The sequence below is a fragment of the Mesorhizobium hawassense genome (assembly GCF_003289945.1).
Lineage (GTDB): Bacteria > Pseudomonadota > Alphaproteobacteria > Rhizobiales > Rhizobiaceae > Mesorhizobium > Mesorhizobium hawassense.
Window position 1 is genome coordinate 214181 of record NZ_QMBP01000007.1, and the last position, 25095, is coordinate 239275.

26 protein-coding genes, 2 tRNA genes and 1 pseudogene are annotated in these 25095 nt (G+C 63.1%); 15 read left to right on the forward strand and 14 right to left on the reverse strand.

Annotated features, from left to right (window positions below; translation table 11 throughout):
- Positions 1–8 precede the first annotated feature (8 nt).
- Positions 9–1235, reverse strand: a complete 1227-nt coding sequence (locus tag DPM33_RS16875) for a M20 metallopeptidase family protein (RefSeq protein ID WP_112098576.1) — start codon at positions 1233–1235, stop codon at positions 9–11.
- Positions 1222–2400: a M24 family metallopeptidase gene (locus DPM33_RS16880; RefSeq protein WP_112098577.1), complete on the reverse strand. Its 1179-nt coding sequence runs from the start codon at positions 2398–2400 to the stop codon at positions 1222–1224. The genes DPM33_RS16875 and DPM33_RS16880 overlap by 14 nt, the downstream gene beginning before the upstream one ends.
- Positions 2401–2642: 242 nt before the next feature.
- Between DPM33_RS16880 and DPM33_RS16885 the strand changes: the two genes are divergently transcribed.
- From DPM33_RS16885 to DPM33_RS16920, 8 genes and pseudogenes are all read left to right on the forward strand, one after another.
- Positions 2643–4079: an FAD-binding oxidoreductase gene (locus DPM33_RS16885; protein WP_245442191.1), complete on the forward strand. Its 1437-nt coding sequence runs from the start codon at positions 2643–2645 to the stop codon at positions 4077–4079.
- Positions 4076–4810 (forward strand): FadR/GntR family transcriptional regulator, encoded by a 735-nt coding sequence (locus DPM33_RS16890; RefSeq protein ID WP_112098579.1) that lies wholly within the window; start codon positions 4076–4078, stop codon positions 4808–4810. The genes DPM33_RS16885 and DPM33_RS16890 overlap by 4 nt, the downstream gene beginning before the upstream one ends.
- Before the next feature lie 2 nt (positions 4811–4812).
- Positions 4813–5247: a VOC family protein gene (locus tag DPM33_RS16895; RefSeq protein ID WP_208648416.1), complete on the forward strand. Its 435-nt coding sequence runs from the start codon at positions 4813–4815 to the stop codon at positions 5245–5247.
- 67 nt (positions 5248–5314) lie between these two features.
- Positions 5315–6367: an ABC transporter substrate-binding protein gene (locus DPM33_RS16900; RefSeq protein ID WP_208648417.1), complete on the forward strand. Its 1053-nt coding sequence runs from the start codon at positions 5315–5317 to the stop codon at positions 6365–6367.
- Positions 6367–7140 (forward strand): ABC transporter ATP-binding protein, encoded by a 774-nt coding sequence (locus DPM33_RS16905; RefSeq protein ID WP_112098582.1) that lies wholly within the window; start codon positions 6367–6369, stop codon positions 7138–7140. The genes DPM33_RS16900 and DPM33_RS16905 overlap by 1 nt, the downstream gene beginning before the upstream one ends.
- Complete coding sequence (locus DPM33_RS16910) at positions 7137–7892, forward strand: ABC transporter permease (RefSeq protein WP_112098583.1); 756 nt, start codon at positions 7137–7139, stop codon at positions 7890–7892. The genes DPM33_RS16905 and DPM33_RS16910 overlap by 4 nt, the downstream gene beginning before the upstream one ends.
- Positions 7893–7942: 50 nt before the next feature.
- Positions 7943–8050 (forward strand): annotated as a pseudogene (locus tag DPM33_RS36985) (SDR family oxidoreductase); the annotation flags it as partial.
- Positions 8051–8220: 170 nt separating this feature from the next.
- Positions 8221–8763 carry a hypothetical protein gene (locus tag DPM33_RS16920; RefSeq protein WP_112098584.1) on the forward strand — a complete coding sequence of 181 codons (543 nt, stop codon included), beginning with the start codon at positions 8221–8223 and terminating at the stop codon, positions 8761–8763.
- 74 nt (positions 8764–8837) lie between these two features.
- Here the strand turns inward: DPM33_RS16920 and DPM33_RS16925 are convergent.
- Positions 8838–8913: transfer RNA gene (locus tag DPM33_RS16925), tRNA-Val, on the reverse strand.
- Between the two features lie 218 nt (positions 8914–9131).
- Here DPM33_RS16925 and DPM33_RS16930 point away from each other — a divergent pair.
- Positions 9132–9208, forward strand: a tRNA-Asp gene (locus DPM33_RS16930).
- A gap of 98 nt (positions 9209–9306) precedes the next feature.
- Here the strand turns inward: DPM33_RS16930 and DPM33_RS16935 are convergent.
- On the reverse strand, positions 9307–9501 hold the full coding sequence (locus DPM33_RS16935; protein ID WP_112098585.1) for a hypothetical protein: 195 nt from the start codon (positions 9499–9501) through the stop codon (positions 9307–9309).
- Positions 9502–10040: 539 nt separating this feature from the next.
- Entirely contained in the window at positions 10041–10922 is an 882-nt protein-coding gene (locus tag DPM33_RS16940) for an ATP-dependent DNA ligase (RefSeq protein ID WP_112098586.1), read from the reverse strand.
- Positions 10923–11311: 389 nt separating this feature from the next.
- Between DPM33_RS16940 and DPM33_RS16945 the strand changes: the two genes are divergently transcribed.
- Positions 11312–12208: an ankyrin repeat domain-containing protein gene (locus DPM33_RS16945; RefSeq protein ID WP_112098587.1), complete on the forward strand. Its 897-nt coding sequence runs from the start codon at positions 11312–11314 to the stop codon at positions 12206–12208.
- Positions 12209–12245: 37 nt separating this feature from the next.
- Here DPM33_RS16945 and DPM33_RS16950 read toward each other — a convergent pair whose 3' ends face one another.
- A complete protein-coding gene (locus tag DPM33_RS16950; protein WP_425373525.1) occupies positions 12246–12515 on the reverse strand; it encodes a hypothetical protein in 270 nt (89 codons plus the stop codon).
- A 44-nt stretch (positions 12516–12559) separates the two neighbouring features.
- Between DPM33_RS16950 and DPM33_RS16955 the strand changes: the two genes are divergently transcribed.
- The gene (locus DPM33_RS16955) at positions 12560–12763 is read left to right on the forward strand and encodes a hypothetical protein (protein WP_112098588.1); all 204 of its coding nucleotides are present in this window, start codon (positions 12560–12562) and stop codon (positions 12761–12763) included.
- A gap of 25 nt (positions 12764–12788) precedes the next feature.
- Here the strand turns inward: DPM33_RS16955 and DPM33_RS36655 are convergent, their stop codons facing one another.
- The 4 genes from DPM33_RS36655 to DPM33_RS16970 form a co-directional block, all read right to left on the reverse strand.
- Positions 12789–12887 carry a putative RiPP precursor gene (locus DPM33_RS36655; protein WP_208648418.1) on the reverse strand — a complete coding sequence of 33 codons (99 nt, stop codon included), beginning with the start codon at positions 12885–12887 and terminating at the stop codon, positions 12789–12791.
- A 99-nt stretch (positions 12888–12986) separates the two neighbouring features.
- Positions 12987–13916: a ribokinase gene (rbsK, locus tag DPM33_RS16960; RefSeq protein WP_112098589.1), complete on the reverse strand. Its 930-nt coding sequence runs from the start codon at positions 13914–13916 to the stop codon at positions 12987–12989.
- A gap of 4 nt (positions 13917–13920) precedes the next feature.
- The gene (locus DPM33_RS16965) at positions 13921–14373 is read right to left on the reverse strand and encodes an RbsD/FucU family protein (RefSeq protein WP_112098590.1); all 453 of its coding nucleotides are present in this window, start codon (positions 14371–14373) and stop codon (positions 13921–13923) included.
- Positions 14374–14400: 27 nt separating this feature from the next.
- On the reverse strand, positions 14401–15456 hold the full coding sequence (locus DPM33_RS16970) for an ABC transporter ATP-binding protein (RefSeq protein ID WP_112098591.1): 1056 nt from the start codon (positions 15454–15456) through the stop codon (positions 14401–14403).
- A gap of 281 nt (positions 15457–15737) precedes the next feature.
- On the opposite strand from DPM33_RS16970, the gene DPM33_RS16975 reads away from it, so the two are divergent.
- The 3 genes from DPM33_RS16975 to DPM33_RS16985 all read left to right on the forward strand — a co-directional run bounded on the left by DPM33_RS16975 (position 15738) and on the right by DPM33_RS16985 (position 19538).
- Positions 15738–17402: an ABC transporter substrate-binding protein gene (locus DPM33_RS16975; RefSeq protein WP_112098592.1), complete on the forward strand. Its 1665-nt coding sequence runs from the start codon at positions 15738–15740 to the stop codon at positions 17400–17402.
- A gap of 93 nt (positions 17403–17495) precedes the next feature.
- Positions 17496–18611 carry a carbohydrate ABC transporter permease gene (locus tag DPM33_RS16980; protein ID WP_112098593.1) on the forward strand — a complete coding sequence of 372 codons (1116 nt, stop codon included), beginning with the start codon at positions 17496–17498 and terminating at the stop codon, positions 18609–18611.
- Positions 18612–18620: 9 nt separating this feature from the next.
- Positions 18621–19538 carry a carbohydrate ABC transporter permease gene (locus DPM33_RS16985; RefSeq protein WP_112098594.1) on the forward strand — a complete coding sequence of 306 codons (918 nt, stop codon included), beginning with the start codon at positions 18621–18623 and terminating at the stop codon, positions 19536–19538.
- Between the two features lie 40 nt (positions 19539–19578).
- Here the strand turns inward: DPM33_RS16985 and DPM33_RS16990 are convergent, their stop codons facing one another.
- Positions 19579–20322, reverse strand: coding sequence for a creatininase family protein (locus DPM33_RS16990; protein ID WP_112098595.1), 744 nt, complete (start codon positions 20320–20322; stop codon positions 19579–19581).
- A gap of 3 nt (positions 20323–20325) precedes the next feature.
- A complete protein-coding gene (locus DPM33_RS16995; protein WP_112098596.1) occupies positions 20326–20892 on the reverse strand; it encodes an SIS domain-containing protein in 567 nt (188 codons plus the stop codon).
- Positions 20893–21078: 186 nt separating this feature from the next.
- Here DPM33_RS16995 and DPM33_RS17000 point away from each other — a divergent pair, with 186 nt between their 5' ends.
- Positions 21079–22101, forward strand: a complete 1023-nt coding sequence (locus DPM33_RS17000) for an aldo/keto reductase (RefSeq protein WP_112098597.1) — start codon at positions 21079–21081, stop codon at positions 22099–22101.
- Positions 22102–22169: 68 nt separating this feature from the next.
- Here DPM33_RS17000 and hupB read toward each other — a convergent pair whose 3' ends face one another.
- Both hupB and lon read right to left on the reverse strand, forming a co-directional pair.
- Entirely contained in the window at positions 22170–22442 is a 273-nt protein-coding gene (hupB, locus tag DPM33_RS17005) for a DNA-binding protein HupB (RefSeq protein WP_027166452.1), read from the reverse strand.
- 196 nt (positions 22443–22638) lie between these two features.
- Entirely contained in the window at positions 22639–25050 is a 2412-nt protein-coding gene (gene lon, locus DPM33_RS17010) for an endopeptidase La (protein WP_112098598.1), read from the reverse strand.
- Positions 25051–25095: the final 45 nt, after the last annotated feature.

The window sequence follows — 25095 nt, forward strand, 5'->3', positions numbered from 1 at the left end:
GATCCTGGCTAGACGCCAGGAGCCTCCTGCCCCCCCAGGAACATCGTTGCCGCCGAAACCAAAGTAAGCGCGCCGTTTTTGAGGGCAGCCTCGTCGACCCGGAACCTGGCGTGGTGAAGCGGATAGATCGATCCCACCTCTTCGTTGCGGATACCGAGCCGGAAATAGACCGACGGACGTTTCTCGCTGTAATAGCCGAAGTCGTCGGCAATGCTCCATCCAGGCATGGTGAGCGCATTGTCCGCGCCGATGCTGGCCCCGGCGCCGGCAAGGATCAGCGCGGTCATCTGGGCGTCGTTGACGACGCCAGGTTCGCCCCGGTGGATCTCGACTTGCACGCTCGCGCCATGGCTTGCGGCTATCCCTTCCACCACCTCACGAAGCCGGCGCCAGGCGCGCTCGCGGGTGGCGTCGCTGCCGCTCCGGATGGTGCCTTTCAAAGCCACCTTGCCGGCAGTGACGTTGTAGGCATTGCCGCCGTTGATGGTGGTCACCGAGATGACCAGCGGATCGTAGGGGTCGGTCTCGCGCGAAACAATCTTCTGCAGTTCCGTTACCATGGTGCAGGCCACGGCCAGCGCATCGACGCCTTCATAGGGTTTTGCGGCATGCGCCGCCGAGCCGATGACCAGCACATCGAACGTATCGCAGGCTAGCGTGTAGGGACCGGACCCGACGGCGACCTTGCCGGACGGCGTATACGGATCGACATGGACGCAGATCGCGGCATCGACGTCGTCGAGCAGTCCCTCCTCGACCACCCGCCTGCCGCCTGACGGTTCGTCCTCTTCGGCCGGCTGGAAGATGAGGCGGACGGTTCCGCCAAAACTGTCGCGCGAGCGCTGCAGATGCGCGGCCACCGCAAAGCCGATCGCGGCATGCGCGTCGTGGCCGCAGGCATGCATCACGCCTGGATTTTCCGAGGCATAATCGACGCCGGATTCCTCTTCGATCGGCAAGGCGTCGATGTCGGCGCGAATCGCGAGCTTGCGGTTCGACGGCCTGCCTGTGCCGACGATATCGACGGCAAGCCCGTAGCCCGCGACGTCGCGGATGTCGGCAATACCTTCGCTTGCGAGCATCTCGCGCAAATAACGCTGCGTGCCCGCCTCGCGGTTCGAAAGCTCCGGATGGCGATGCAGATGGCGGCGGATCTCGATCATCCGATCGAGAATCCCGGCATCGATGTCGGGCGCGGTACCGCTGGCCCCGCTCGGTTCGTCAGGCTTTGACATGGATATCCCGCGGGAACTTCGTCAGCGTCTCGTTGCCCGTCTCGGTCACCAGAATGGTCTCGCTGATCTCGATGCCCCAGCCGTCCATCCACATGCCCAGAATGGAATGCACGACATTGCCGGGTTGCAGCACCGTCTTGTCGCCGGGCCGCAGGCTGATCGTATGCTCGCCCCAATCGGGCGGATAGGCAACGCCGATGGAATAGCCGATGCGCGATTCCTTCTTCAGCCCGTGACGCGCGATGACCTTGCGCCAGGCGGCTTCGACCGCCTCGGCCGTCGTTCCCGGCTGTACCGCGTCGAGCACGGCATCCATGCCTTCAATCACCGCCTTCGCGGTATCCGCGACGCGGGTCGGCGTCTTGCCGAGCTGCATGGTCCTGGCAAGCCCGGCGGCATAGCGGCGGCAGACGCCTGCCAGCTCCAGCGCGATGGTTTCGTCCTTCCCGAACCGCCTGTCGCTCCACATGATGTGCGGTGCCGACGCGTTTTCGCCGCCGAGGATCGTCGGCGGCAGCGCCGTGATGTCGCCGGCGAAGTCCGGACTGCCGGCGATCTGCGCCGCCTGGATGGCGGCGATCGCGTCGCATTCGCGCACACCCGGCGCGATGATTTCGTAGGCCCGTGCGACGGCCGCTTGCGCCAGCGTCGATGCCTTGCGCAGATAGGCGATTTCCGGCGCCGACTTGACCGCGCGTATCCAGTTCACGAGCAGGTCGGCGTCGCGCCATTTCGCATTGGGCAATCCGGCGACGAGCCGCGCATGCGCCTTCGGCGAGAAATAATAGGCCTCGAGCTCGATGCCGATGGGACGATTGCCCCAGCCCTTGGCGACGATCCATGCCGCGATCCAGTCCATCGGATGCCGGTCGGCGCGCTGGACGTGATCCTCCGGGAAGCCGACCACGTTCTCCGGTTTCATCCAGGCCGTCAGCAGCCCGCCGGCGGCATCCATGGCGCGGCCGATCCAGACCGGTTCGGCATCCTCGATGGGAACAAGCACCACCTGGGGCGTGTAGAACGACCAGCCGTCATAGCCGGTGATGTAATGCTGATTGGCGACGTCGTTGACGATCAGGAGTTCGATGCCGCGCCTGGCCATCTCGGCGCGGATTTTTCCGAGCCGCCGCTGATACTCTTCGCGGGCAAAAGGCAGTTCAATCATCTTTTCTCCTCGCCGGGTCGATCTCGCCGGACAAGCCCAAGCTCCCCTGTCGTCCACCTTTGCGGTGGTTTCGACCGACCGGCAATCGGCCAGAGCCCCGCATAGGCAGGGCCTATGCCAGCCTTCTGAGCAACTGCCTGCACCCAACGGTAGGGCCGATAATTGTCCATCGATCACGGAAGCCGTTGACTCGGATCCAGTTGTAGGATGATATGTATCACCCGATATCCAGACACGACCTCATGAACGTCCATCGCCTTTCACCGGAAATCCTCAGCGCCATGGAGGGCGCCGTCGGGCAGATCGGCATTACCGTCGAACCGGCCGGAATGGCGAAATATCTGGGCGACTGGGCGGGCGATTACCGGGGCGATGCTCTTGTGGTGCTGCGGCCCGGCTCGGTCGGCGAGGTCCAGGCCTTGATGCGCCTGTGCGGCGAGCTCGGGCTGGGCGTCATCCCGCAGGGCGGCAACACCGGACTGGTCTCGGGCGCCATCGACAGCAAAGGCGGCGGTCTGGTGGTCGTTAGCCTGGAGCGACTGAATTCCATCCGGCAGATCGACAAGGACAACTTCACATTGCGCGCCGATGCCGGCTGCGTGCTGCAGACGATCAAGGACGCATGCGAGGCGCAGGATTACCTGTTCCCGCTGGCGCTCGGCGCGCAAGGCAGCTGCCAGATCGGCGGCAATGCAGCGAGCAATGCCGGCGGCGTCAACGTGCTGCGCCATGGCATGGCTCGCGACCTGATCCTCGGGCTGGAGGTCGTGCTTGCGAATGGCGAGCTGTGGAACGGCTTCTCCGGCCTGCGCAAGAACAATAGCGGCTATGACCTTAAGCAGCTTTTCATCGGCTCGGAAGGTACGCTGGGCGTCATCACCGGTGTCGAGGTCAAGCTTTTTCCAAAGCCGGCGCGCGTCGAAACGGCCTATCTCGGGCTGGCCTCATTCGAAGCTGCCGTCACCTTGTTCAACCGGGCGCGCCGCGACTGTTCGGACCTGATCTCCGCTTTCGAGATCATCGGCTCGGAATGCATCGAGCTTGCCAGGCTGATCGACCCCGGCATGGCCGCGCCGGTCTCGGCGCCCGTGCAGGTGCTGGTCGAATTGTCCTCCGGCCCGGGCATCGACCTCAACGGACTGTTGGCCGGCTTCCTCACCGATGCCATGGAGAAGGGGTTGTTGATCGACGCGGTTCTCGCCGCGAGCAACGCGCAGGCGAGAAGTTTTTGGGCGATCCGCGAAGGGTTGGTCGAGGGCCAGGCCAAGCGCGGATATCATGTGCGCACCGATCTATCGGTGCGCATTTCCGATATCCCCGCCCTGATCGAGAATGCGAGCCGCTTCGTCGCGAATGATCATCCTGGCTGGATTGCGCTGGCCTATGGCCATGCTGGTGACGGCAACATCCATTTCAACGTGTTACCGCCGATGCACCTTGCCGTTGCCGATGCCCGCACCCGCGGCTCTGAGATCACCGCGGGGCTTTATGAAATCGCGGTCGGCCTCGGCGGCTCGATCAGCGCCGAGCACGGTATCGGCCGCAGCCGCGCCCGGGAATTCTGGTCCGGCCTCTCGCCGGCGCATCGCCGCATGGTAGCGGCGCTGAAGAACGCCCTCGACCCAAAGGGCCTGATGAATCCCGGCTGTCTTTTGCCCTCGACGGAGACTTTTCCATGAAGCAGAGACTGGCCGCCATCGGCACCGTCGAGACACTCCCGCACCGGGTCGCGGCCTTCCTCAGCCGGGAGATCGAATCCGGCGAGTTGAACCCTGGCGCGCGCCTGCCGACCGAGCAGGAGCTTTCGGAAAAATTCGGCGTCAGCCGCAACGTGGTGCGCGAGGCGATCGCGCAGCTTCGGGCCGACGGCATGATCGAGGCACGGCAAGGCATCGGCGCCTTCGTGCTGGCGCCCGAACAACGGGCCGCGATCCGCATCGACCGCGAGGCGCTCAAGGACACGCACAACATGGAGCGGCTGTTCGAGCTGCGCTGCATCCTCGAGGCCGAGGCGGCGGCGCTCGCCGCGACGCGGCGAGAAAAGGAACATCTCGATTCGATCAAGGCGGCGCTCGACCGCATGGGCGGCGAGGAGCGATGGGAAGAAGGCAGCATCGACGCCGACCTGCTCTTCCACCGCGAGATCGCGCGCGCCACCGGCAACAGCTACATCCACACTTTCATCTCGTTCGTCTGCGAGCAGATCCGCCAGTCGATCCACTACGCCCGCCTGACCAACCCGCTGCACGACCTCGTCGAGATCAATGTCGGCGAGCATGTGCGCATCTATGACGCGCTGGTGGCGGGCGATCCGGACGCGGCGGAAGCGGCGATGCGGGCACATATCGTCGGCGCCGCCAATCGTGTCGGCGTCAAGCTGCCGCTCCAGAAAACCACCGGAGCGAGATAGCCATGCCGGCAAATATCACCCGCATCTCCGACGTCTGCCTGCTGGTCGGAAACATCGAGAGGACAGTCGACTTCTATGTCGACAAGCTCGGCTTCCGCCTGCGCCGCCGCGCCGAGGGCTTTGCCGACTTCCACGGCCAGGGCGTGACGCTCGCCGCCTGGGAACTCGACCACATCAACCGTCATACCGGCGTGTCCAACCTGAAGTCGCCGCGCCACGCCCACAAGGTTTGCGTCGCCGTGCGGCTCGACACGCCGGCCGACATCGACCGGCTGCATGACGCATTGAGCGCCAAAGGCGTGCCTTTCTACGGCCCGCCGGAAGATTACGTCTGGAATGCGCGCTGCGCCTATTTCACCGACCCGGACGACACGCTTTGGGAGCTTTACGCCTGGCTCGACGGCGGCCCTGGCGACTACCACGACGAACAGCCGTAGACGACGCCGCGCCGGAAGGGAGCGGCGCCTGAAGAAGAGACGAGAAAGTCTGCAACAGGAGCGAAAAATGAGTGGGAACAGGGATTTCGAGTTGAATCGCCGCGCTTTCATGAAAGGCGGCATGGCGGCCGTGGCCGCAGCTTCCGCCGGCATACAGCTGGTGCTGACGCCCGGCGCAAGGGCCGCCGGCAAGGTCGTCATCCAGTACGACTGGCTGATGTCCAACGGCCAGATCGGCGACATCGCCGCCGTCGCCAATGGCTATTTCAAGGATGCCGGGCTCGAGGTCGAGTTCAGCCCCGGCGGCCCCAACGCCTCGACCGTGCCGCCGGTCGTCTCGGGCTCGGCGCAGCTCGGCCAGTTCTCCGAAACGCCGCAGCTCTACGCCGCGCGCGCCAGCGGCGTGCCGGTCAAGATCATCGCCTGCGGCTTCCGCACCGGCCCCTATGCGCTGACCTCGAAGCCGGCCAAGCCGATCCGCGGCGTGGCCGACCTCAAGGGCAAGAGGATCGGCATCCAGCCGACGGCGCGCTTCGTCATCGACGAGATCCTGGCCAAGAACGGCATCGACCCGTCTGAAGTCACCATCGTCAATGTCGGCTTCGACAAGGCGCCCCTGGTGCGCGGCGATGTCGACGCCATTGGCGGCTGGATCACCAACACCCAGGCGCTCAGCGTTGTCGGCGACGACCGCATCGACCTGCTGACGCGCGATCTCGGCCTGAGTTCATACGCCGACGTCTATTTCGCCACCGACAAGGCAATCGATGAGAATGCCGACACGCTGGCAAAATTCATCGGCGCTGTCGGCAAGGGCTGGGGCTGGGTGCATGCCAACCCGCAGGAAGCGGTCAAGAAGATGGTCGCCGCCTATCCGGAAATGGATCTCGGCTGGGAGGAAAAAACCGTCAACCTGGTGCTGAAACTATCCTTCGACGGCGCGACCGCCAAGGACGGCTGGGGGACGTTCGATCCCGCCTCGATCGAGGAGCAATTGGCGCTGCTCGACAAGGTCGGCCAGTATCCGAACGGACGCCCGGCGGCCAAGGATGTCTACACCACCAAGATCCTGGAGCTCTCGGCGGCCGACCGGCCCAAGCTCGACGCGCCCGCCGCGTGATGCTCGACGCGATCGAAGCGCGACAGTTGGATGTAGGCTATGGCGGCCGACATGCGGCCGTCAAAGTGCTTGCCGGCCTCGACCTGACAGTCGCGGCCGGTTCCTTCCTGTCGATCCTGGGACCGTCCGGCTGCGGCAAGTCGACCTTGCTTCGGGTGGTGGCCGACCTGCTCGACCCGCTCGGCGGTTCGATCAGCGTGCTGGGCGCCACACCGCACGCGGTGCGCTCGCGCCGCGATGTCGGCTTCGTCTTCCAGGATTCGACGTTACTGCCCTGGCGCACGGTGCGCGACAATGTGCGCCTGCCGCTCGGCGTCGGCCAGCGCAGCCTGACCCGCAAGATCGAGGACCGCAGCACGGAGCTGCTGGAATTGATGGACCTGGGCAGCTTCGGCGAGCGCCTGCCGCATCAGCTCTCCGGTGGTCAGCGTCAGCGTGTCGCGATCGCGCGCGCCTTGCTCGGCGAACCAAAACTGTTGCTGATGGACGAACCCTTCGGCGCGCTGGACGAGATCACGCGTGACCGGCTGAACGACGAGCTGTTGGCGCTCTGGCGGCGCACCGGTACGACCATCCTCTTCGTCACTCATTCGATCGCCGAGGCCGCCTATCTCGGCGAACGCGTCATCGTGCTGGCCGCCAATCCGGGGCGCGTGGTCAAGGACCTCGACATGCGGCCCTTCAAGCAGGAGGGCAACCGCTGCAAGCGGGAGGATGCGGCGATCGCCGCCGCCATGGCCGATCTGCGCACCGCGCTGGAGCGTGCGTCGTGAGACGGACGCCCCTCTCCCCGCAAATGACGATCGCGCTGCCGGTCCTCGGCGCGGCTTCGATCCTGATTGCCTGGCAATATCTTCTGCCGCTGATCGGCGTTCCCGCCTATATCGTGCCGACGCCGACGGCGATCTTCGGCGTCTTCCAGAGGAGTTTCGCCCTTCTCATCGACAATCTGAGGCCGACCCTGATCGAGGCGCTGGCCGGCTTCATCATCGGCAATCTGGCTGCCGTGCTGCTTGCAGTGCTATTCGTGCACAGCCGTATCCTGCAGGCCGCCTATTTCCCGGTCGTGCTGTTCTTCAACACCATTCCGATCCTGGCGCTTTCGCCGATCATCATCCTGATCTTCGGTATCGGCATGACGCCGAAGATCGTCATCGCGGCGGTGATCTGCTTCTTCCCGACGCTGGTGAACATGATCCGCGGTCTCGATTCGGCCAGCGATAACGAGCACGAACTGTTCCGGGTACTGTCGGCGACGCGCTCGGAGATTTTCTGGGGCCTGCGCCTCCCGCGCGCACTGCCGATGCTGTTCTCTTCGCTCAGGATCGCGTCAGCGACGGCCGTCATCGGCGCCATCGTCGGCGAATGGATCGGCTCGGACAAGGGGCTCGGCGCCTTGATCATCCAGGCGACCTTCAACTACCAGTCCGACCGCCTCTACGCGGCGATCGTGCTTTCGTCGTCGCTGTCGATCGCGCTCTTCTGCATCGTCGTGCTGATCGAGCGGCGGGTGATCCGCTATTAGCTTGCCACTCGCGGCCTGAGCGCTCTCGGCTTCCTGCCGCGAAGTCGCTCTTCCTGTTCCTGGCTTCTGACGACGCCAGCTACATCACCGGAACGACCATTGTCGTCGATGGCGGACAGTTCCTGCCCGAAAGCCAGGATTTCCACCTGACGCCGTGATTCGCCGCGGTTTCGACGACGGCCTTTCCCTCGCAGCGAGGCCGGCTAACGGCCGCTCTTGCAACGGCCGGCTCATTCATCGCCTATTCAAGTGGGCTGCGGTAGGATGCCCCCCGCTTGAATCGCATGGAGGACAAATCGTGTCAAAAACCCCAACTGCCTTGATCCGAATGGCGTTTGCAGTCGTTTGCCTCGTTGGCCTGGCCGCGGCCGCCACCGCCCTTTTTCCCGCCACCGCTTCGGCTCAGCAACTGCGGCGATGCGCGAGTGAGGGCGGCATCTGTCGCTTGCCCTACCCTACGCAAGTGGTCTACGGCGCCCGGGGTCGCGTGACCTCCCGGTTTTTCGACCGTAGGGCCGTGCCTTGCTCCAATCGCCTTTTCGGCGACCCAGCCCCCGGCCGCGAAAAGGCTTGCTATTACGTGGCGCGCGGTCGCGGCGATTATGGCGGTGACAACAACTACGGCGACAACAACTACGGAGACGGCAACTACGGCGACGACGAATACGGCTCGCGCCCGGACCGCGGCGAATGGGTTGCATGCGCCAGGGAGGGTGAGTTCTGCGATTTCCGCGGCCGTGCAATCGTCAGATACGGCGCACGCGGCCGCTACGCGCAGGATGTCTTCCGAAACGGCGCCAGATGCGGCAACGACGCCTTCGGCGGTGATCCTGCTCCGGGCGCGCATAAGAACTGCTACGTCAGGCAGTAATTGCCCGACGCTCGACAAGGTGGCGGCCCAGGCAAGGGCCGCTTCCGCATTCCGTTTCAACTTTTCCGGCAGGCTGGTGGGCGATGACGGGCTCGAACCGCCGACATCTTCGGTGTAAACGAAGCGCTCTACCAACTGAGCTAATCGCCCGCTTGAGCGCGGACCTTTAAGCAGTTAGGGCCGCCTTCGCAAGGCCAAATGAAGAGACGGCACGCCCGTCGCGGCGCGGTTTTCCCCAGTCCGGGCGTCGCTGTCAAAAAACCTTCTCCTGATTGCTGTTATGCTTCAATGCCGCGCTTGACACCCGCAAACGAACCCCTTATCCAGCGCCCCAACGACGAACACGCCTGACACGTGCTCGTCAGTGCGCGGGTGTAGCTCAGTCGGTTAGAGTGCCGGCCTGTCACGCCGGAGGTCGCGGGTTCGAGCCCCGTCACTCGCGCCATTTAACTTACGGGATCGACCGGAAAATTCGGCCTGTAAAGCACGCTTCGACGCGGGTTACGGTTGCGGGTAGTGCTGACGGCGATAGTGCTGCTTGTCCTACCGCTCGGTCGCTAAGGGCGAGACTTCCGCCTGGCCATACCATTCGGCTTCGAACTCACATATGACGGCCTGGGCCGCGGCCCACTCGTTCGCTTTTTGGTCGGGCTGTCGGTCGGTAAGGTCATCTAACTTTCGATCGTCCATATCAGGCTCGGTCGTGCAGTCGTCGACCCGTCTCCGGATGGTGCCCATTTGATCTCCTCCTACAGGGAGAATGAACTACTTAGATCATCTCCCTAATGTTCCATCATCACTCTTCGGGACCGGTCCGGTCCGCGGTCCTGCCGGTGACGCACAACCGCAGACCGGTGTCCATCCGGGTAGAGATGGCGCTTGCCCGGCACGATAGCCCGCTGCGACGGCCGGGGCAGGCACCCGACAGAAGGCCATTGGCGACGGCTTTGTCTTCCGTCGAGCAGCACCTGGGCACATGCTACCTGAGCACGATCGTAACTTGAGTTCGTCAAATCAACGACTTACGGATTCGTAAGCTTTGGACGTCGCTGCTCTGGCGTCATGGCGAGGTTTGTGAATTGCGGATTGCCGTCGTCGCCGCCGGCGGCGCGACATTCGCTGCAGAAGATAACATTGAGAAGCCCCAATGCGGACAGCACTGATCCGGTCCGAGCCGCTTGGCCAGTGCCGCAACGCGTGAGAAATATTCCCGCCCATGGCGATCTCCAAAGAGGTCGCCCAACCGCGATTTTATCTATTGCGGCCCGCCTTTGCCTTCAAACGGACTCATCGCGAAAATCCTTCAGCGTGGCGTGCCGCAGGCCCTCTTCTCCCCTCATGTGCTTCACACGACCGACGAGCCCAGGTTTGACCCACTGCGTTGCAGCGCGCTTCACGCCCTTCGGCGGTGGCCCAGAGTGTTCTTGCACTCGCTGCCAAAGCCGCTCGCGCATCTCCCGGTTCAACGCAATGACGGCCAAACCGACAAAGCGCCCAGTACCTCGCTCTGCCATGATGGCAAAGGCCGGTTTGCCATGTTCGCGCTCGACGCCAAGTACGTCGTATTCGTCGACCGCAAAGGCTTTCGTCTTTAGCCAAGCTGTCGAACTGCCACTGCGATAGACGCTATCCTTACGCTTCGAGACGATGCCTTCCAGCCCCGCCTGATCGATCAGATGGAAGATCGACTTCGCGTCGCCGAGCAGCGCCTTGCTGAATTGGATGCGGGCGCCTGGGGGAATCATCGCTTGCAGCATATCGCGCCGATCTCCAAGCGGCATGTCACGCAGATCGCGACCGTTGAGGTGCATTAGGTCGAAGGCCATGAAGTATAGGTGGTGCGGGCGGCGCGTGATGGCCTTGCGAAGCTCCCGGAAGTCTGAATGCCCCGCTGCATTCAGCATAACGATCTCGCCGTCGACGATGACGCTCTCGACCTTCAGTTCCCCGGCTGCCTTCGCAAGCTCGCGGTACTTTGTCGTCCAATCGAGGCCGCTTCTCGTGAAGATGCGCACACCTTGGTCATCGATGACGATTTGAGAGCGGTAGCCGTCAAACTTCATTTCGTGGATCCAGCCATCGCCCTCCGGTGGCTTGCCAGCCAAGGTCGGCAACAGCGGTGGAATGAAGGACAGCCGAACGCCGCCTGACTTACGCATCAATACCCCAACGCACCACTCGAGTTTGATTCAAATAGCATATGGTCGCTTCAGGTCCATTAGAAATTGCTAAACTATGCTTCGAGCCCTGCGGAGATGCCGCTGTGTCTGGCGGCCTCGGTGGCATTTGTGCCGCCGGGTGTTCATCGTGCGAGAATTCAAGCCGACACGAACTGCGATCCCGCCGTCCGCTTCTTGGTCTTTATATAAGCATCTGCTAAAATTTATTTTTGTGCAGGGGAGCCGGAATTGCAATGCGAGCCAACCTTCCGCGCTTTTCCGAGCAGTGATGTCGGTCGGTCGCGTGATCGCACGCCGGCCAGCGCTGGAACTGTCGATAATGGCTGTCTCGCTTGCGGGAATTCGCGACACTCATCGGGGAGGACAGTATGATCAAGTGGGTTATGGGAGCTTTGTGGGTTCTTTGGCTTGTTGCCCTGCCTGCCCAGGCGGGCAACCTGGGTGATCTTGTCAAGAATGGCGACGTCGCGGGTGTGGCTTCCGCCTTGGACAAGGGCGCGGCCATCAACGAAATTGACGGGGTAACGGCGCTCTACATAGCCTGCGAAGGCGGGAACATCGAGCTGGCCAAACTGCTGGTCAATCGTGGGGCGGACGTGAACCTGCCCGTCAGTTGGCAAAGAACGCCACTCTACGCCGCCAACAAGGGTGGGCATGCGGACATCGTGAAGCTGTTGCTCGACAATGGGGCCGATCCAAATCAGGTGGCGAAATCGCAAACCCCGCTGCACGTGGCTGCCGAGAAAGGCTGCCTCCCGTGCGTCATCCATCTCGTGGACGCTGGAGCTAACGTCAACGCACTGACATCGAATGGAAATCCACCCATACATTTGGCCAAGCTCAGTGGCCACGAAGACGTCGTGGCCTACCTGCGCGCTCATGGCGCCGGACGACCGGCCATTGCCCCGATTTCGGCACGACTCGCATCGGCGAACGCCGAGTCGGGCAAAGGAATTTTCGACGGAACGTGCGGGGCCTGTCATCTTTCAGCGCCGGACCTCAATATCCCCAAAAGGGTCAATCTGTGGGGCGTCGTAGGGCGGCCGAAGGCTTCACAAGGCGATGTCCCCTATTCGTCAGCTCTTAAGGAAGCCGGCGGCATATGGAGCTTTGAAGACCTTAACTCCTTTATCTCGAACCCGGCATTCGCTTTGCCTGGAACAGATATGATTTTCCCGGGTCTGCAGGACGAGAAGCAGCGGGCAGACGTCATCGCTTACCTGCGGACCTTGAGTGACGCACCATTGCCGCTACCCGAGAATTGAACGGTGGGACCTGCCCGCCGTTCCCTCTTTCCAAGGATCAGCTGTTCCAGCTGACCAGCCCCAGCAGCCTTTCGCCCAACGGGGTCAGCTTCGCCGTTTTCGCGTGTCTCTTCTCCCAGCCGCGCGGGTCTCCGGCAAAGCCGGCGCGTTGTGGCGCCTCGCGCTCGCGCCAGGACCGGATTCGCGCCTCACGCTCGACCAGGTTGCGCTCATCCGCCGGGAACATCGAGATGTATTGCGCCATCCACGCCGCGCGAATATCGCGGCAGGTTTGCCAACTGAGGCCCTTGTCCGGGAACCATTCCAATCTTGTCCCGTTCAGCCCACGGGCGAAAAAGACGGGAGACCAAGATGGCTGTGAGATGCCGCATTTCGATCGATGACGCCAGGGATGTCGACGAGCTCGCCTTCCAGGAATTGCCACGGATCGGTGAAAGCGTGTCGATACCGGTGGAAGGATCGAGCAGGGACCTCCGCGTTCTGCGCGTCGTGCATATGCCCGGCGCCGAGCAAGGCGCAACGACGATGCTGGAGCTGACCAGCAGGATTCTGTAACGCCATCTCGGCCCAATCCAGGAAATCATTCGCCAAGGACGACGCCCGAGGCGACTATCTGGGCCGTCCGTTCGGTGAGCTTCTGCCGCTTCACGAGCGTGGGCTTTTCGTAAGGCTTTTTCATCCTGCCGTTCCAAACCGGCCTCGCCGACAGGACGATGAACGCGCTTACCTCGGTTGCGTTCCAGAGCCGCCAACAAAGCAGCGAACAGCTGGGGTGGTCTCAGGCCTTGGCGAGCAGCGCCTCGACCTCCTGCAAGGTCGGCATCGACGGCGCGGTGCCAGGCCGCGTCACCGAGATACCCGCGACCGCGCAGGCAAAGCGCACTGCCTCAAGCGGCTCGACGCCCTTTGCGAGCGCCGCGGCGAGGCCGCCATTGAACGCATCGCCCGCCCCAGTGGTCTCGACCACCTTGCCGACGGTGACGGCGTCGACATGATCGGAACGGCTTTTGGTATGGAGCAAGGCGCCCTTCTCGCCGAGCGTCACGATGACGGCGCCGACACCCTTGGCCAGCAGGGCGTCGGCGGCGCGCCGGGCGTCGTCGACTGACGACACCTTGATGCCGGTCAGCCCTTCGGCTTCGGTCTCGTTGGGCGTGACATAGTCGCAGAGCGTGTAGATGCGGTCCGGCAGGCTGGCAGCCGGCGCGGGGTTGAGGATGGTCGTCACCCCTGCCCCGCGCGCGATATCGAGCGCCTTCAATGCCGCATCGATCGGCTGTTCGAGCTGGGTGACGAAAACGCCGGCTGAGCGGATCAGGCCCGCATGCGCCTCGATATCCTCGGGCGATATCAGCATCGCAGCACCTGGGCTGACGATGATGGCGTTGTTGCCGGTCCCCGCCTCGACGAAGATATAGGCAGCGCCCGTATAGCTGTCCGGGGTGTCGATGACTGCGCTCTTCACGCCGGCTTGCTTCCAGGTCTGTTTGGCCATTTCGGCGAATGCGTCGACGCCGAGACGCGTCAGGAAGGTGATGTCAGCACCGAGGTTGCCGGCCGCCACCGCCTGGTTCGAGCCCTTCCCGCCTGGGCCGAGCTTGAAGGAATTGCCGAGAATCGTCTCGCCCATGCGCGGCTGGCGGTCGGCGCGATAGGCGGTGTCGGCGACGAACACACCCAGGATGACGACGGGCTTGCCGGCTGCCATGATCTTACTCCGCATCCGGCGGCACGACGCCCTTGCGGAAGGCAAAGCAGCCATAGAAACGGCGCTCGCCGGTCTGGATCACGCAATAGGCCTTCTTCGAGCGTTCGTAAAAGGCGTAGCGTTCGATCGAGATCATCGGCCAGGGCTTGCCCTCGGCCGCGTCGATCTCCTTCTGGACCTCCTTTTGCACCGGCGGGATCTCGTTCGGCTTGCCGACGATCTCCATGCGCGCGGCCGCGTCGTTGACGAACGTATCGAGCGGATAGAGCGACAGCACCGCCTTCACCACTTCAGCCGCCGTCGCATCGATGCGCAAGAGCTTGCCGTGCACGGTCTGCCGCGCCACCGAATCGGACGGGAAATTGGTGTCGGCGATGATCAGGTCGTCGCCATGGCCCATAGCCCGCAGCGCCTGGAGCACATCGGCATTGAGCAGCGGATTGATCCCTTTGAGCATGGTTCCCTCTTGAAGACTTGTTTGCGGTCAGAGACGCTTGCCGGTCCCGGCATCGAAGAGATGGACCTGGTCGAGACGGGGCTTGAGCTTCAGCGTGTCGCCCGGCTTGAGGTCGTGGCGCTCGCGAAACAGCGCCACCATCTCGCCCTCGCCGAAGCGCACGAAGGCCAGCGTCTCGGAGCCGGTCGGCTCGACCACGGAGATCTTGGCCTCGACACCGTCCGGATGGATTTCCAGATGTTCCGGCCGCACGCCGTAGACGACGGCCTGGCCATCCTCGGCCGCGACCCCTGACGGCATCGGAAACGCCGTGCCGGCGATCTCGACAACTTTCTCAGCCTTGTTCACCGTGCCCTTGAGAAGGTTCATCGAAGGCGAGCCGATGAAGCCGGCGACGAACAGGTTCGCCGGCCGGTCGAACAGTTCCAGCGGCGCGCCGACCTGCTCGATGCGGCCGTCGCGCATCACGACGATCTTGTCTGCCATGGTCATGGCCTCGATCTGGTCGTGGGTGACGTAGATGGTGGTGGTCTTCAGCCGCTGGTGCAGCTCCTTGATCTCGGTGCGCATCTGCACGCGCAGCTTAGCGTCGAGGTTGGACAGCGGCTCGTCGAACAAGAACACCTGCGGATTGCGCACGATGGCGCGGCCCATGGCGACGCGCTGGCGCTGGCCGCCCGAAAGCTGGCGCGGATAGCGCTTGAGATAGGGCGCGAGGTCGAGGATGTCGGCGGCGCGCTTGACCCGCTCGGCGACGACAGCCGGATCGGTGCCGCGCAGCTTCAGCGCGAAAGCCATGTTCTGCTCCACCGTCTTGTGCGGATAGAGCGCATAATTCTGGAACACCATGGCGATGTCGCGCTTGGCCGGCGGCAGATTGTTGACGACGCGGTCGCCGATCGAGATCGTGCCGCCGGAAACGGTTTCCAGCCCGGCCACCATTCTCAAAAGCGTGGACTTGCCGCACCCCGACGGGCCGACCAGCACGACGAACTGGCCGTCGGCAATGTCGACGCTGACCTCATGCAGGACCTTGACGGTTCCGAATGCCTTGGCCACACTGCTGATCGCGACTTGAGCCATCGTCTCCCCTTTATCGTTTGCGGTGAAGCTAGCCATTGCCAACGGCGACGGCAAGTCGGTATCTTATAGATAAAAAGCCAATCTTGTTGACAAGGTAATCGATTACGCGAATAGTGGCGAGTGCCAATCCGAGAGCAGGTCTGTTACCCTGAAATCGGAGCTCCGGCGACGCAGGGTGGGGTCCCACGTCCCCGTATGATCGAGGAGAACCGTGAGACGTTTCGACGTCCGAGAGATTGGCACTTCAATTCAATGGCTGTTGTTCTGGGAGGAACCTGTAGATGAGAGTCGACCTGTATGAAAAACTGATGCGCGCCGGCGCCAGCCGCCGCGATCTGCTGAAGGGTGCTGCCTCGATGGCCGCAATCGCCGCGGCGTCCGGCGCCGGGCTCGGCGCGCTGACGAGGCCGGCCGCGGCTGATGACGGCCTGCGGGCGAAAATCCTGCAGATCCCCGGCGTCGGGAAAGGCCAGCCGACGGACGCGGACTTCCAGAAGGTCGGCGAGCTCTGCCTCGAGGCGACCAAGGCCAATGTCAAGGAAGGCGAGTTCGCCGGCGTCGAGCTCACCTTCATGGGCCTCAACAACCAGAACCTGCACAATGTGCTGTTCCGTGGCTTTCTGAAGCCGTGGGAGGCCTATACGGGCGCCAAGATCAGCTGGATCGATCTTGCCCAGGCCGACTACAACGCCCGCCTGCAGCAGTCGATCGCCACCGGCACCGTCGACTTCGACATCATCGAGATGGGCGCGCCCTTCGAAGGCGACGTCTGCGGCAAGGGCCTGACCTCGGAAATGCCCGACTGGGTCAAGAAGCAGATCGATTTCGACGACCTCGTCAACTATCTGAAGCCGCCGGTCGGCACCTGGGACGGCAAGCAGTATCGCGTCACCATCGACGGCGACACGCACAACTTCAACTACCGCACCGACGTGTTCGCCGATGCCGACCTCGCCAAGCAGTGGAAGGACAGCGGCGCGACCACCGAATGGGGCGTGCCGAAGACCTGGCAGGAAGTGCAGGCCGTCACCAAGTTCCTCAAGGGCAAGAAATTCAAGGGCCAGGACGTCTACGGCTATCTCGACGCGCCCAAGCCCTGGGGCGGTTTCGGCTTCTACTTCCTCGGCAGCCGCGCCACCGCCTATGCCAAGCATCCCGACGACAAGGCCTGGCTGTTCGATGCCGACACGATGAAGCCGCGCATCAACAATCCGGCCTGGGTGCGCGCCATCCAGGACGTGATCGACGCCCTGCCGTCCGAGCCCGCCGACCAGATCAACGCCGATCCGAACACGACTGCCTTCCAGCAGTTCCTGGCCGGCACCGGCTCGATGATCCCCTGGTGGGGCGATGTCGGCTCGAACGTCAAGACCAATGACTCCTCGGTCATCGGCGACGTCACCGGCTTCTCGATCCTGCCTGGCTCCGACGACGTCTACAATTCCAAGACCGGCAAGTGGGAAAAGCTCGCCAGCGGCCCGAACTATGCGCCGAACTGCGCCTATCTCGGCTGGGGCGTCTATGTCATGGCCCGCGTCGACAAGGACGAGAAGAAGAAGAAAGCCGCATGGTCCGCCGCCGCGCATCTCGGCGGCAAGGACCTGTCGATCTGGACGGCGATGTATCCGTCGGGCTTCCAGCCCTACCGCAACTCCCACTTCAACATTCCTGAATGGGTGGCGGCCGGTTATGACGAGGCCTTCATCACCTCCTACCTCAAGTCGGAAGGCGATAGCTACAACCATCCGAACGCGGCGATCGAGCCGCGCATCCCCGGCATCTTCCAGTACTACTCCGCCGCCGAGGACATCCTTGCCAACACCTTCGCGGGCAAGATGAAGGCGCAGGAAGGCGCCGACGCCATCGCCGCCGCATGGGAAAAGCTGACCGACCAGATCGGGCGTGACAAGCAGGTGAAGCTCTACAAAGCCTCACTCGGCATGTAAGCTGTCTCAAGGAAGTCGCGGCCCGGCGGCGCCAGTCGCCGGGCCGCATCTTTGACCGGCTGCGGCCGGTCGCCAGTCAAAGAGGCGAGAGGCGTGGCTGAACAGATTTCCACCACGAACGCATGGCCGGGAAATCCGGCCGACCTGATCCCGGCCGGCCGCAAGCGCCTCGGCTGGGGCCTCCTGGCCATCGCAACGCTTGCCCTGCTGGCGATCATCGTCGTGCAGATCCTCTACAAGACCGAGATGTCCACGGTCGGCTTCGACACCTGGCGCCCGGTCATCTATGCCTATGTCCTGTGGGGGGTTGCCCTCGGTGCCTGGCAGGTCCTGACGCGCGGCGAGGACGGGCAGCGCGCGCTGTTCCTCTTGCCGGCGCTGCTCTTCACCATCGCCATGGTGATCTTCCCGACGCTGTTCGGCTTCTACATCGCGCTGACCGACTGGAACCTCAGCTCTTTCGCCGGACGCAGGTTCAACGGCCTCGACAATTTCTGGCAGATGCTGGCCGATCCCTACTACCGCAACGCGCTGTTCAACATGGTGCTCTACGTGCTCGCGGTGCTGGTCGAATACGTCATCGCCTTCGGCCTGGCGCTGCTGCTCAACGCGCAGATCCGGGCCCGCAAATTCTTCCGCGTCGTCTTCCTGCTGCCGCTGATGCTGTCGCCGGTCGCGGTGTCCTGGATGGTCGGCAAGTCGCTGATGGAGTACCGGTTCGGGCCGGCGGCGACGCTGGCGCGTCATCTCGGCTGGGACAACCCCGCCTTCTTCTCCGATCCGATCACGGCCCGCATCTCGATCATGATGCTCGACGCCTGGACCTTCATCCCGTTCATGATGATCATGCTGCTTGCCGGCCTGCAGGCGATGTCGCGCGAGGTGCTTGAAGCCGCGCGCGTCGACGGCGCGACCGCGTGGCAGACATTCTGGCAGGTGACGTTTCCGCTGATGCTGCCGGTTTCGGTGACGGCGGTGATCCTGCGCATCATCTTCAAGCTGAAGCTCGCCGACATCATCATCACCCTGACCTCCGGCGGCCCCGGTGGCGCCACGGATTCGGTATCGAGCTTCATCTATCGCGAATATCGTGACCGCTCGAATGTCGGCTACGGCACCATGCTGGCAATGGCCTATCTCGTCATCATCGTCGTGTTCGTGACCTGGCTGTTGAAATTCGCCAGTCGCTTCGTGCGCAACGTCAACTGAGCGGCAATCATGAGCGTCCAGACCACCGATTACACCGTCTCCGAAATCCGCTCACCGGCGGCCTTCGTCGCCAGCCGCGTCTTCATCTATGGCGCGCTGGTATTCTGGGCTTTCGTCTGCCTGTTCCCGATCTACTGGACGATCACCACCTCGTTCAAATCGGCGGTCGACGTCACTCAAGGACATCTCATTCCCTTCGTCGACTTCCAGCCGGACTGGAAGGGCTGGCGCTCGCTCGGCCTGTCGCCGGATTCGATTTTTGAGACCTCGACCGTGCGCGACGAATTCTTCAAGCGCTTCATGAATTCGGTCATCACCTCCGTCGGCGCATCGGGCCTCGCCATCATCATCGGCAGCCTCGCCGCCTATGGCCTCGTTCGCTACCGCTACAAATTCGCCTGGTTCAAGAACGAGGACATATCCTTCTTCTTCCTATCGCAGCTGATCCTGCCGCCGGTCGTGCTCGCTCTCCCCTTCCTGGTGCTCTACCGGGAAGTGGCGCTCCTCGACACGCGCGTCGGGCTCGTGCTCCTCTACACGCTGATGGTGCTGCCGATCGTCATCTGGATCATGCGCGACCAGTTCAACTCGATCCCTGTCGAGCTGGAGGAGGCGGCTTTGGTCGACGGGCTTTCGATCTGGGGCGCCTTCTTCCGCATCGTCATGCCGATCGCGCTGCCCGGCATGGTCGCCGCTTTCATCCTGGCGATGGTGCTGTGCTGGAACGAGTATTTCTTCGCCGCCCTTCTGACCTCGACGGACGCCAAGACAATTCCCGTCATGGTGGCGAGCCAGACCGGCTCGCAAGGCATCAACTGGTGGTCGATGGCAGCTTTGGCCACGGCGGCGATCGCGCCGCTGGCCATCCTCGGCATCGCGCTCGAACGCTATCTGATCATGGGCATGACGGCCGGTTCGGTGAAATAGGCCCCATCCTTCTCCTTTGTGGGAGAAGGAAGAACCGCGCCTATCGCACCAATATCGCCCTGAGATGGTCGAGGATCATGGCGACGCCGATCTTGCCGAGCCCTGGCGAAGCATCGGCCGCGCTCTTCGTGTACCAGCCGGTGTTGTCGGCGAAACGCTTCTCGTCGACCGCCTCGGGACATAGCGCCAACATCAGCGAGGTCTCACCGATGCCGGCATGGTCGAACGGATATTTGCCGTTCATCGTCGCGGGCATCAGCGGATGCACCTGCACCCAGTTGAAGACGTTTTCGCCCTGGGCATGGCCGGCGTAGTAGTCGGCCATCGTGTTCGATCCCCACCAACCCTCGCCGCGCTCCTTTTCGAGGAACCTAAAGATCGCCTGCCGGCCGGCGCTCTTGAAGGCGAGATCGGTCGGCATGCCGGCCGCGAAATTCTCGGTCTGGTGATGGATGACGGCGTGGATGTTGCGGAAACCGATGCGTAGCAGGCCGTAGAACAATTCCTCCGCGAAGGGCGAAAGCACCGGACCGCCGACCTGCACCGAGCCGCTGCCTTCCGGCGCCGCCACCGCATAGCTTGCCGCTCCGTAATAGAAGGGCGGCAGGATGACGAGGTCCCTCTCTTTCTCGACCAGCTCCACCGTCTTGATGACGGCTAAAGTGTCCATGCCGACGGCCATGTGCTCGCCATGGTATTCGAGCACGCCGAGCGGCAGCACGACCGGCCAGTTCTCCTCGATCGCCTTGCCGATCTGGTGCGGCAGCATGAGCTCGTAGCGCATCCCCTACTCCATATTGGTGTGTCTGGCGCGCATCGCTTCCGGCGAGGCGTTGGTCAGCGCTTTGAGCTTCAGCACCATGATTTCGAACAGAAGGAACAGCGCGCCTTCGAACAGCGAGCCCATCGGCAGCACCGAGGTTCTCGCCGCGCCTTGGTCGCTGGCCATCGTCTGCGCCGGGATGAGCAAAGTGAAGTCCGCAAGCTTCTCGGCGCTGCTTGCCGGTTCCGCCGTCAACAGCAGCACCTTCGCGCCGGCCTCGCGGGCAACCCGCATCAAGGTCAGCACCGTGGTGGTCTCGCCCGGCCCTGAACTCGCCAGGAAGACGTCGCCCCGCCCGAGCGGCGGCGCGGTCATGTCGCCGACGACCGACACCGGCAGGCCGAGATGGTAGAGCCGCATGGCGAAGCCCTTCACCTGCAGCGCCTCGCGTCCGCAGCCATAGACGGCGATCTTGCCCGCGCCGGCGAGCATTTCGCAGGCGGCGTCGATCCGTGCTTCATCGGTGCGCGCCAGCACTGCGCCCAGTTCGTCCAGCGCGGTCGCGAACATGCCTGATCCGGCTTTGGTCATGACGGCTCACCCTGTATGCGGAGGTGTCACTAAGCCTCTATGGATTTGCGGCTCACCGCCGCGAAAGGCTTGTTTTTGTTCATGCTACCACCGCGAAAATCGCTGTCCAACGAGCCTCGGCACTTTTGCTGGGCCACCAGCGTGATAGTGTCATGTCAGACAAATCACTCCGGGACATCGTCAGACATGAAGACACGGCATTTCGACCGCATCGGCAATGGCGGCATCACCTTCACCGAGCTCGGCTTCGGCACCGCGCCGCTCGGCAATCTCTACCGCGCCATCTCCGACGAGGACGCCAATGCCACCCTGGAGGCGGCTTGGAAGGCGGGCTGCCGTTACTACGATACGGCGCCGCTTTACGGCCTCGGCCTGTCGGAAACTCGCCTCAACCCCTTTCTGCGCGGCAGGAAGCGCGACGACTATGTGCTGTCGAGCAAGGTTGGTCGCATCATGCGCGTCGTCCCGCCGGAACAGCGCACCGGCATCGGCAAGTTCTTCGAGACGCCGTCGCGCCGGGAAGTCTACGACTACTCCTACGACGGCGTCATGCGATCCTTCGAGGCCTCGCTGGAACGCCTCGGCGTCGACCGCATCGACATCCTCTTCGTCCACGACGTCGACATCTTCACCCATGGCAGCAAGCAAGCCTCGGATGCCCGCATCGAGGAGTTCATGTCGTCCGGCTATTACGGGCTGCTGGCGCTGCGCGACCAAGGCGTGATCAAGGCCTTCGGCGGCGGCATCAACGAGTGGCAGGTCGCCCAGACGCTTGCCGAGCGCGGCGACTTCGACCTGTTCCTGCTCGCCGGCCGCTACACGCTGCTCGAGCAGGAGGCGCTGGCCAGCTTCCTGCCGCTTTGCCAGAAGCGCGGCATCGGCATCGTGCTGGGCGGCCCCTACAATTCCGGCGTGCTTGCCACTGGGCCGAAGCCCGGTGCCTTCTACGATTACAGCGAAGCGCCGAAGGAAATCCTCGATCGCGTGGCGCTCATCGAGGCCGTCTGCAAGCGCCACAATGTGCGCCTGATCGAGGCGGCGCTGCAATTTCCGCTGCAGCATCCTTCGGTGATGTCGGTGATCCCCGGCGGCCAGCGGCCGGCCGAAGTGGAAAGCAACCGGGCGCTACTCGACACCAAAATACCGGCGGCGCTGTGGGCGGATTTGAAACAAGAAGGCCTGATGCGCGGCGACGCGCCGACGGCCTGAGCCGCTTCATCAGCCGCAAAAAGAAAAGCCGGGCAAGCCCGGCTTTTCTGATCTTAAACAAAAAGGTCTTAGTTGACCGCGTCCTTGAGACCCTTGCCGGCCGAGAACTTCGGCACGGTGCGGGCCGGAATCTTCACTTCCGCGCCGGTCTGCGGGTTGCGGCCGGTCGAAGCAGCGCGTTTTGACACGGTGAAATTTCCGAAGCCGACAAGCCGGACATCGCCGCCCTTCTTCAGTTCGCCAGTGATCACGGAGAACACCGCATCGACGGCGGACTGCGCATCAGCCTTCGAAATGCTTGCGGAGTCGGCGACGGCGGACACCAGTTCGTTCTTGTTCATAAAAATTCCCTTCCATGAGAAAACCGGAACTTACGACTCATCCGGCAGGAAACGGACTTTAGAAAGAAGCGTTCCGGAACCCAAGCCAAAAACCGCGGAATTCCGGGCTTTTTTGCATTTTTTCGTGGCTTTTTCACATGAAAAAGCCGGGCTCGAAGCCCGGCTCTCTCTTTGTGCACCGCACCGTTAACTTTTGTCAGTGCGCGAGCGACTTTCCGGTGTCATCGCCGCTGTCGACTGGAGCCGGCGCATTGACCGGTTCGACCCACTCGATCGGCTCCGGCATCCTGGTGAGCGCGTGCGCGAGCACCTCGCCGACCCGCGAAACCGGCACGATCTCCATGCCGTTCTTCACATTGTCCGGAATCTCCGCCAGATCCTTGACGTTCTCTTCCGGGATCAGGACCTTCTTGATGCCGCCGCGCAGGGCCGCGAGCAGCTTCTCCTTCAGGCCACCGATCGGCAGGATGCGCCCACGCAGCGTGATCTCGCCGGTCATCGCCACATCGGCCCGGACCGGGATACCCGTCAGCACCGACACGATCGCCGTTGCCATGGCGGCACCGGCGGACGGGCCGTCCTTTGGGGTCGCGCCTTCCGGCAAGTGGACATGGATGTCGCGCTTGTCGAACAGCGGCGGCTCGATGCCGAAATCGAGAGCGCGGGAGCGGACATAGGAGGCCGCCGCCGAGATCGATTCCTTCATCACGTCGCGCAGGTTGCCGGTCACCGTCATGCGGCCCTTGCCGGGCATCATGACGCCTTCGACCGTCAGCAGCTCGCCGCCGACTTCCGTCCAGGCAAGACCCGTCACCACGCCGACCTGATCGTCGGCCTCGACCTGGCCGAAGCGGAAGCGCGGCACGCCGAGATAATCGGCGAGGTTGTCCGCCGTGATCTTCACCGTCTTCTTCTTCGTCCGCAGGATCTCGGTCACCGCCTTGCGGCCGAGCTTCATCAGCTCGCGCTCGAGGCTGCGCACGCCGGCTTCCCGCGTGTAGGTCTGGATGATGCCGCGGATCGCGTCCTCGCCGACCGAGAATTCGTTCGGCTGGAGCGCATGGTCGCGGATCACCTTGGGCATCAGGTGACGCTTGGCGATCTCGATCTTCTCGTCCTCGGTGTAGCCGGCGATACGGATGATCTCCATGCGGTCCATCAGGGGCGCAGGGATGTTCAGCGTGTTCGCCGTCGTCACGAACATCACGCTCGACAGGTCGTATTCGACCTCGAGGTAATGGTCCATGAACGTCGAGTTCTGCTCGGGATCGAGCACCTCGAGCAGGGCCGATGACGGATCGCCGCGGAAGTCCTGGCCCATCTTGTCGATCTCGTCGAGCAGGAAGAGCGGGTTGGACTTCTTGGCCTTCTTCATCGACTGGATGACCTTGCCGGGCATCGAGCCGATATAGGTCCGCCGGTGGCCGCGGATCTCGGCCTCGTCGCGCACGCCGCCGAGCGCCATGCGGATGAACTCACGACCTGTCGCCTTGGCGATCGACTTGCCGAGCGAGGTCTTGCCGACGCCGGGCGGTCCGACGAGGCACAGGATCGGCCCCTTCAGCTTCTTCTGGCGGCTCTGCACGGCGAGATACTCGACGATGCGCTCCTTGACCTTGTCGAGGCCGAAATGGTCGGTGTCGAGCACGTTCTGTGCGAAAGCCAGGTCCTGCTTGACCTTGGAGTTCTTACCCCACGGGATCGACAGCAACCAGTCGAGATAATTGCGCACCACCGTCGATTCAGCCGACATCGGTGACATCGAACGCAGCTTCTTCAGTTCGGCTTCCGCTTTCTCGCGGGCCTCCTTGGAAAGCTTGGTCTTCTTGATGCGCGCCTCGATCTCGGCGGCCTCGTCGCGGCCGTCCTCGCCCTCGCCAAGCTCCTTCTGGATCGCCTTCATCTGCTCGTTGAGGTAGTACTCGCGCTGCGTCTTCTCCATCTGGCGCTTGACGCGCGAGCGGATGCGCTTCTCCACCTGGAGCACGGAGATTTCGGCTTCCATGAAGCCCATCGCCTTCTCCAGACGCTCCTTGACGGAAAGCGTGGCGAGCATCTCCTGCTTCTCGGGGATCTTGATGGCGAGATGCGAGGCAACCGTATCGGCGAGCTTGGAATAGTCGTCGATCTGGCTGGCCGCACCCACCACTTCGGGCGAGATCTTCTTGTTCAGCTTGACGTAATTCTCGAAGTCGGTGACGACCGAGCGGGCAAGCGCCTCGATCTCGACCTCTTCCTCTTCCGGCTCGGCCAGCGCGGTGGCGCGGGCCTCATGGAAATCGGCGCGGTCGGTGAACGAGACGATCTTGGCGCGCGAGGCGCCCTCGACCAGCACCTTCACGGTGCCATCGGGAAGCTTCAAAAGCTGCAGCACATTGGCGAGCGTGCCGATGTCGAAAATCGCATCAGGCTCAGGATCGTCGTCTGCTGCATTCATCTGGGTGGCAAGCAGGATCTGCTTTTCCTGACCCATAACCTCTTCCAGCGCCTTGATCGACTTTTCACGGCCCACGAAGAGCGGAACGATCATATGCGGGAACACGACGATATCGCGCAGTGGGAGGACCGCGTAAACGCCGTCGCCGGAAGCCTTGGATATCTTGGCCATTGTCCAACCTTTCATGTCGCGGCCGCTTATTTTAGCCAACCGCGA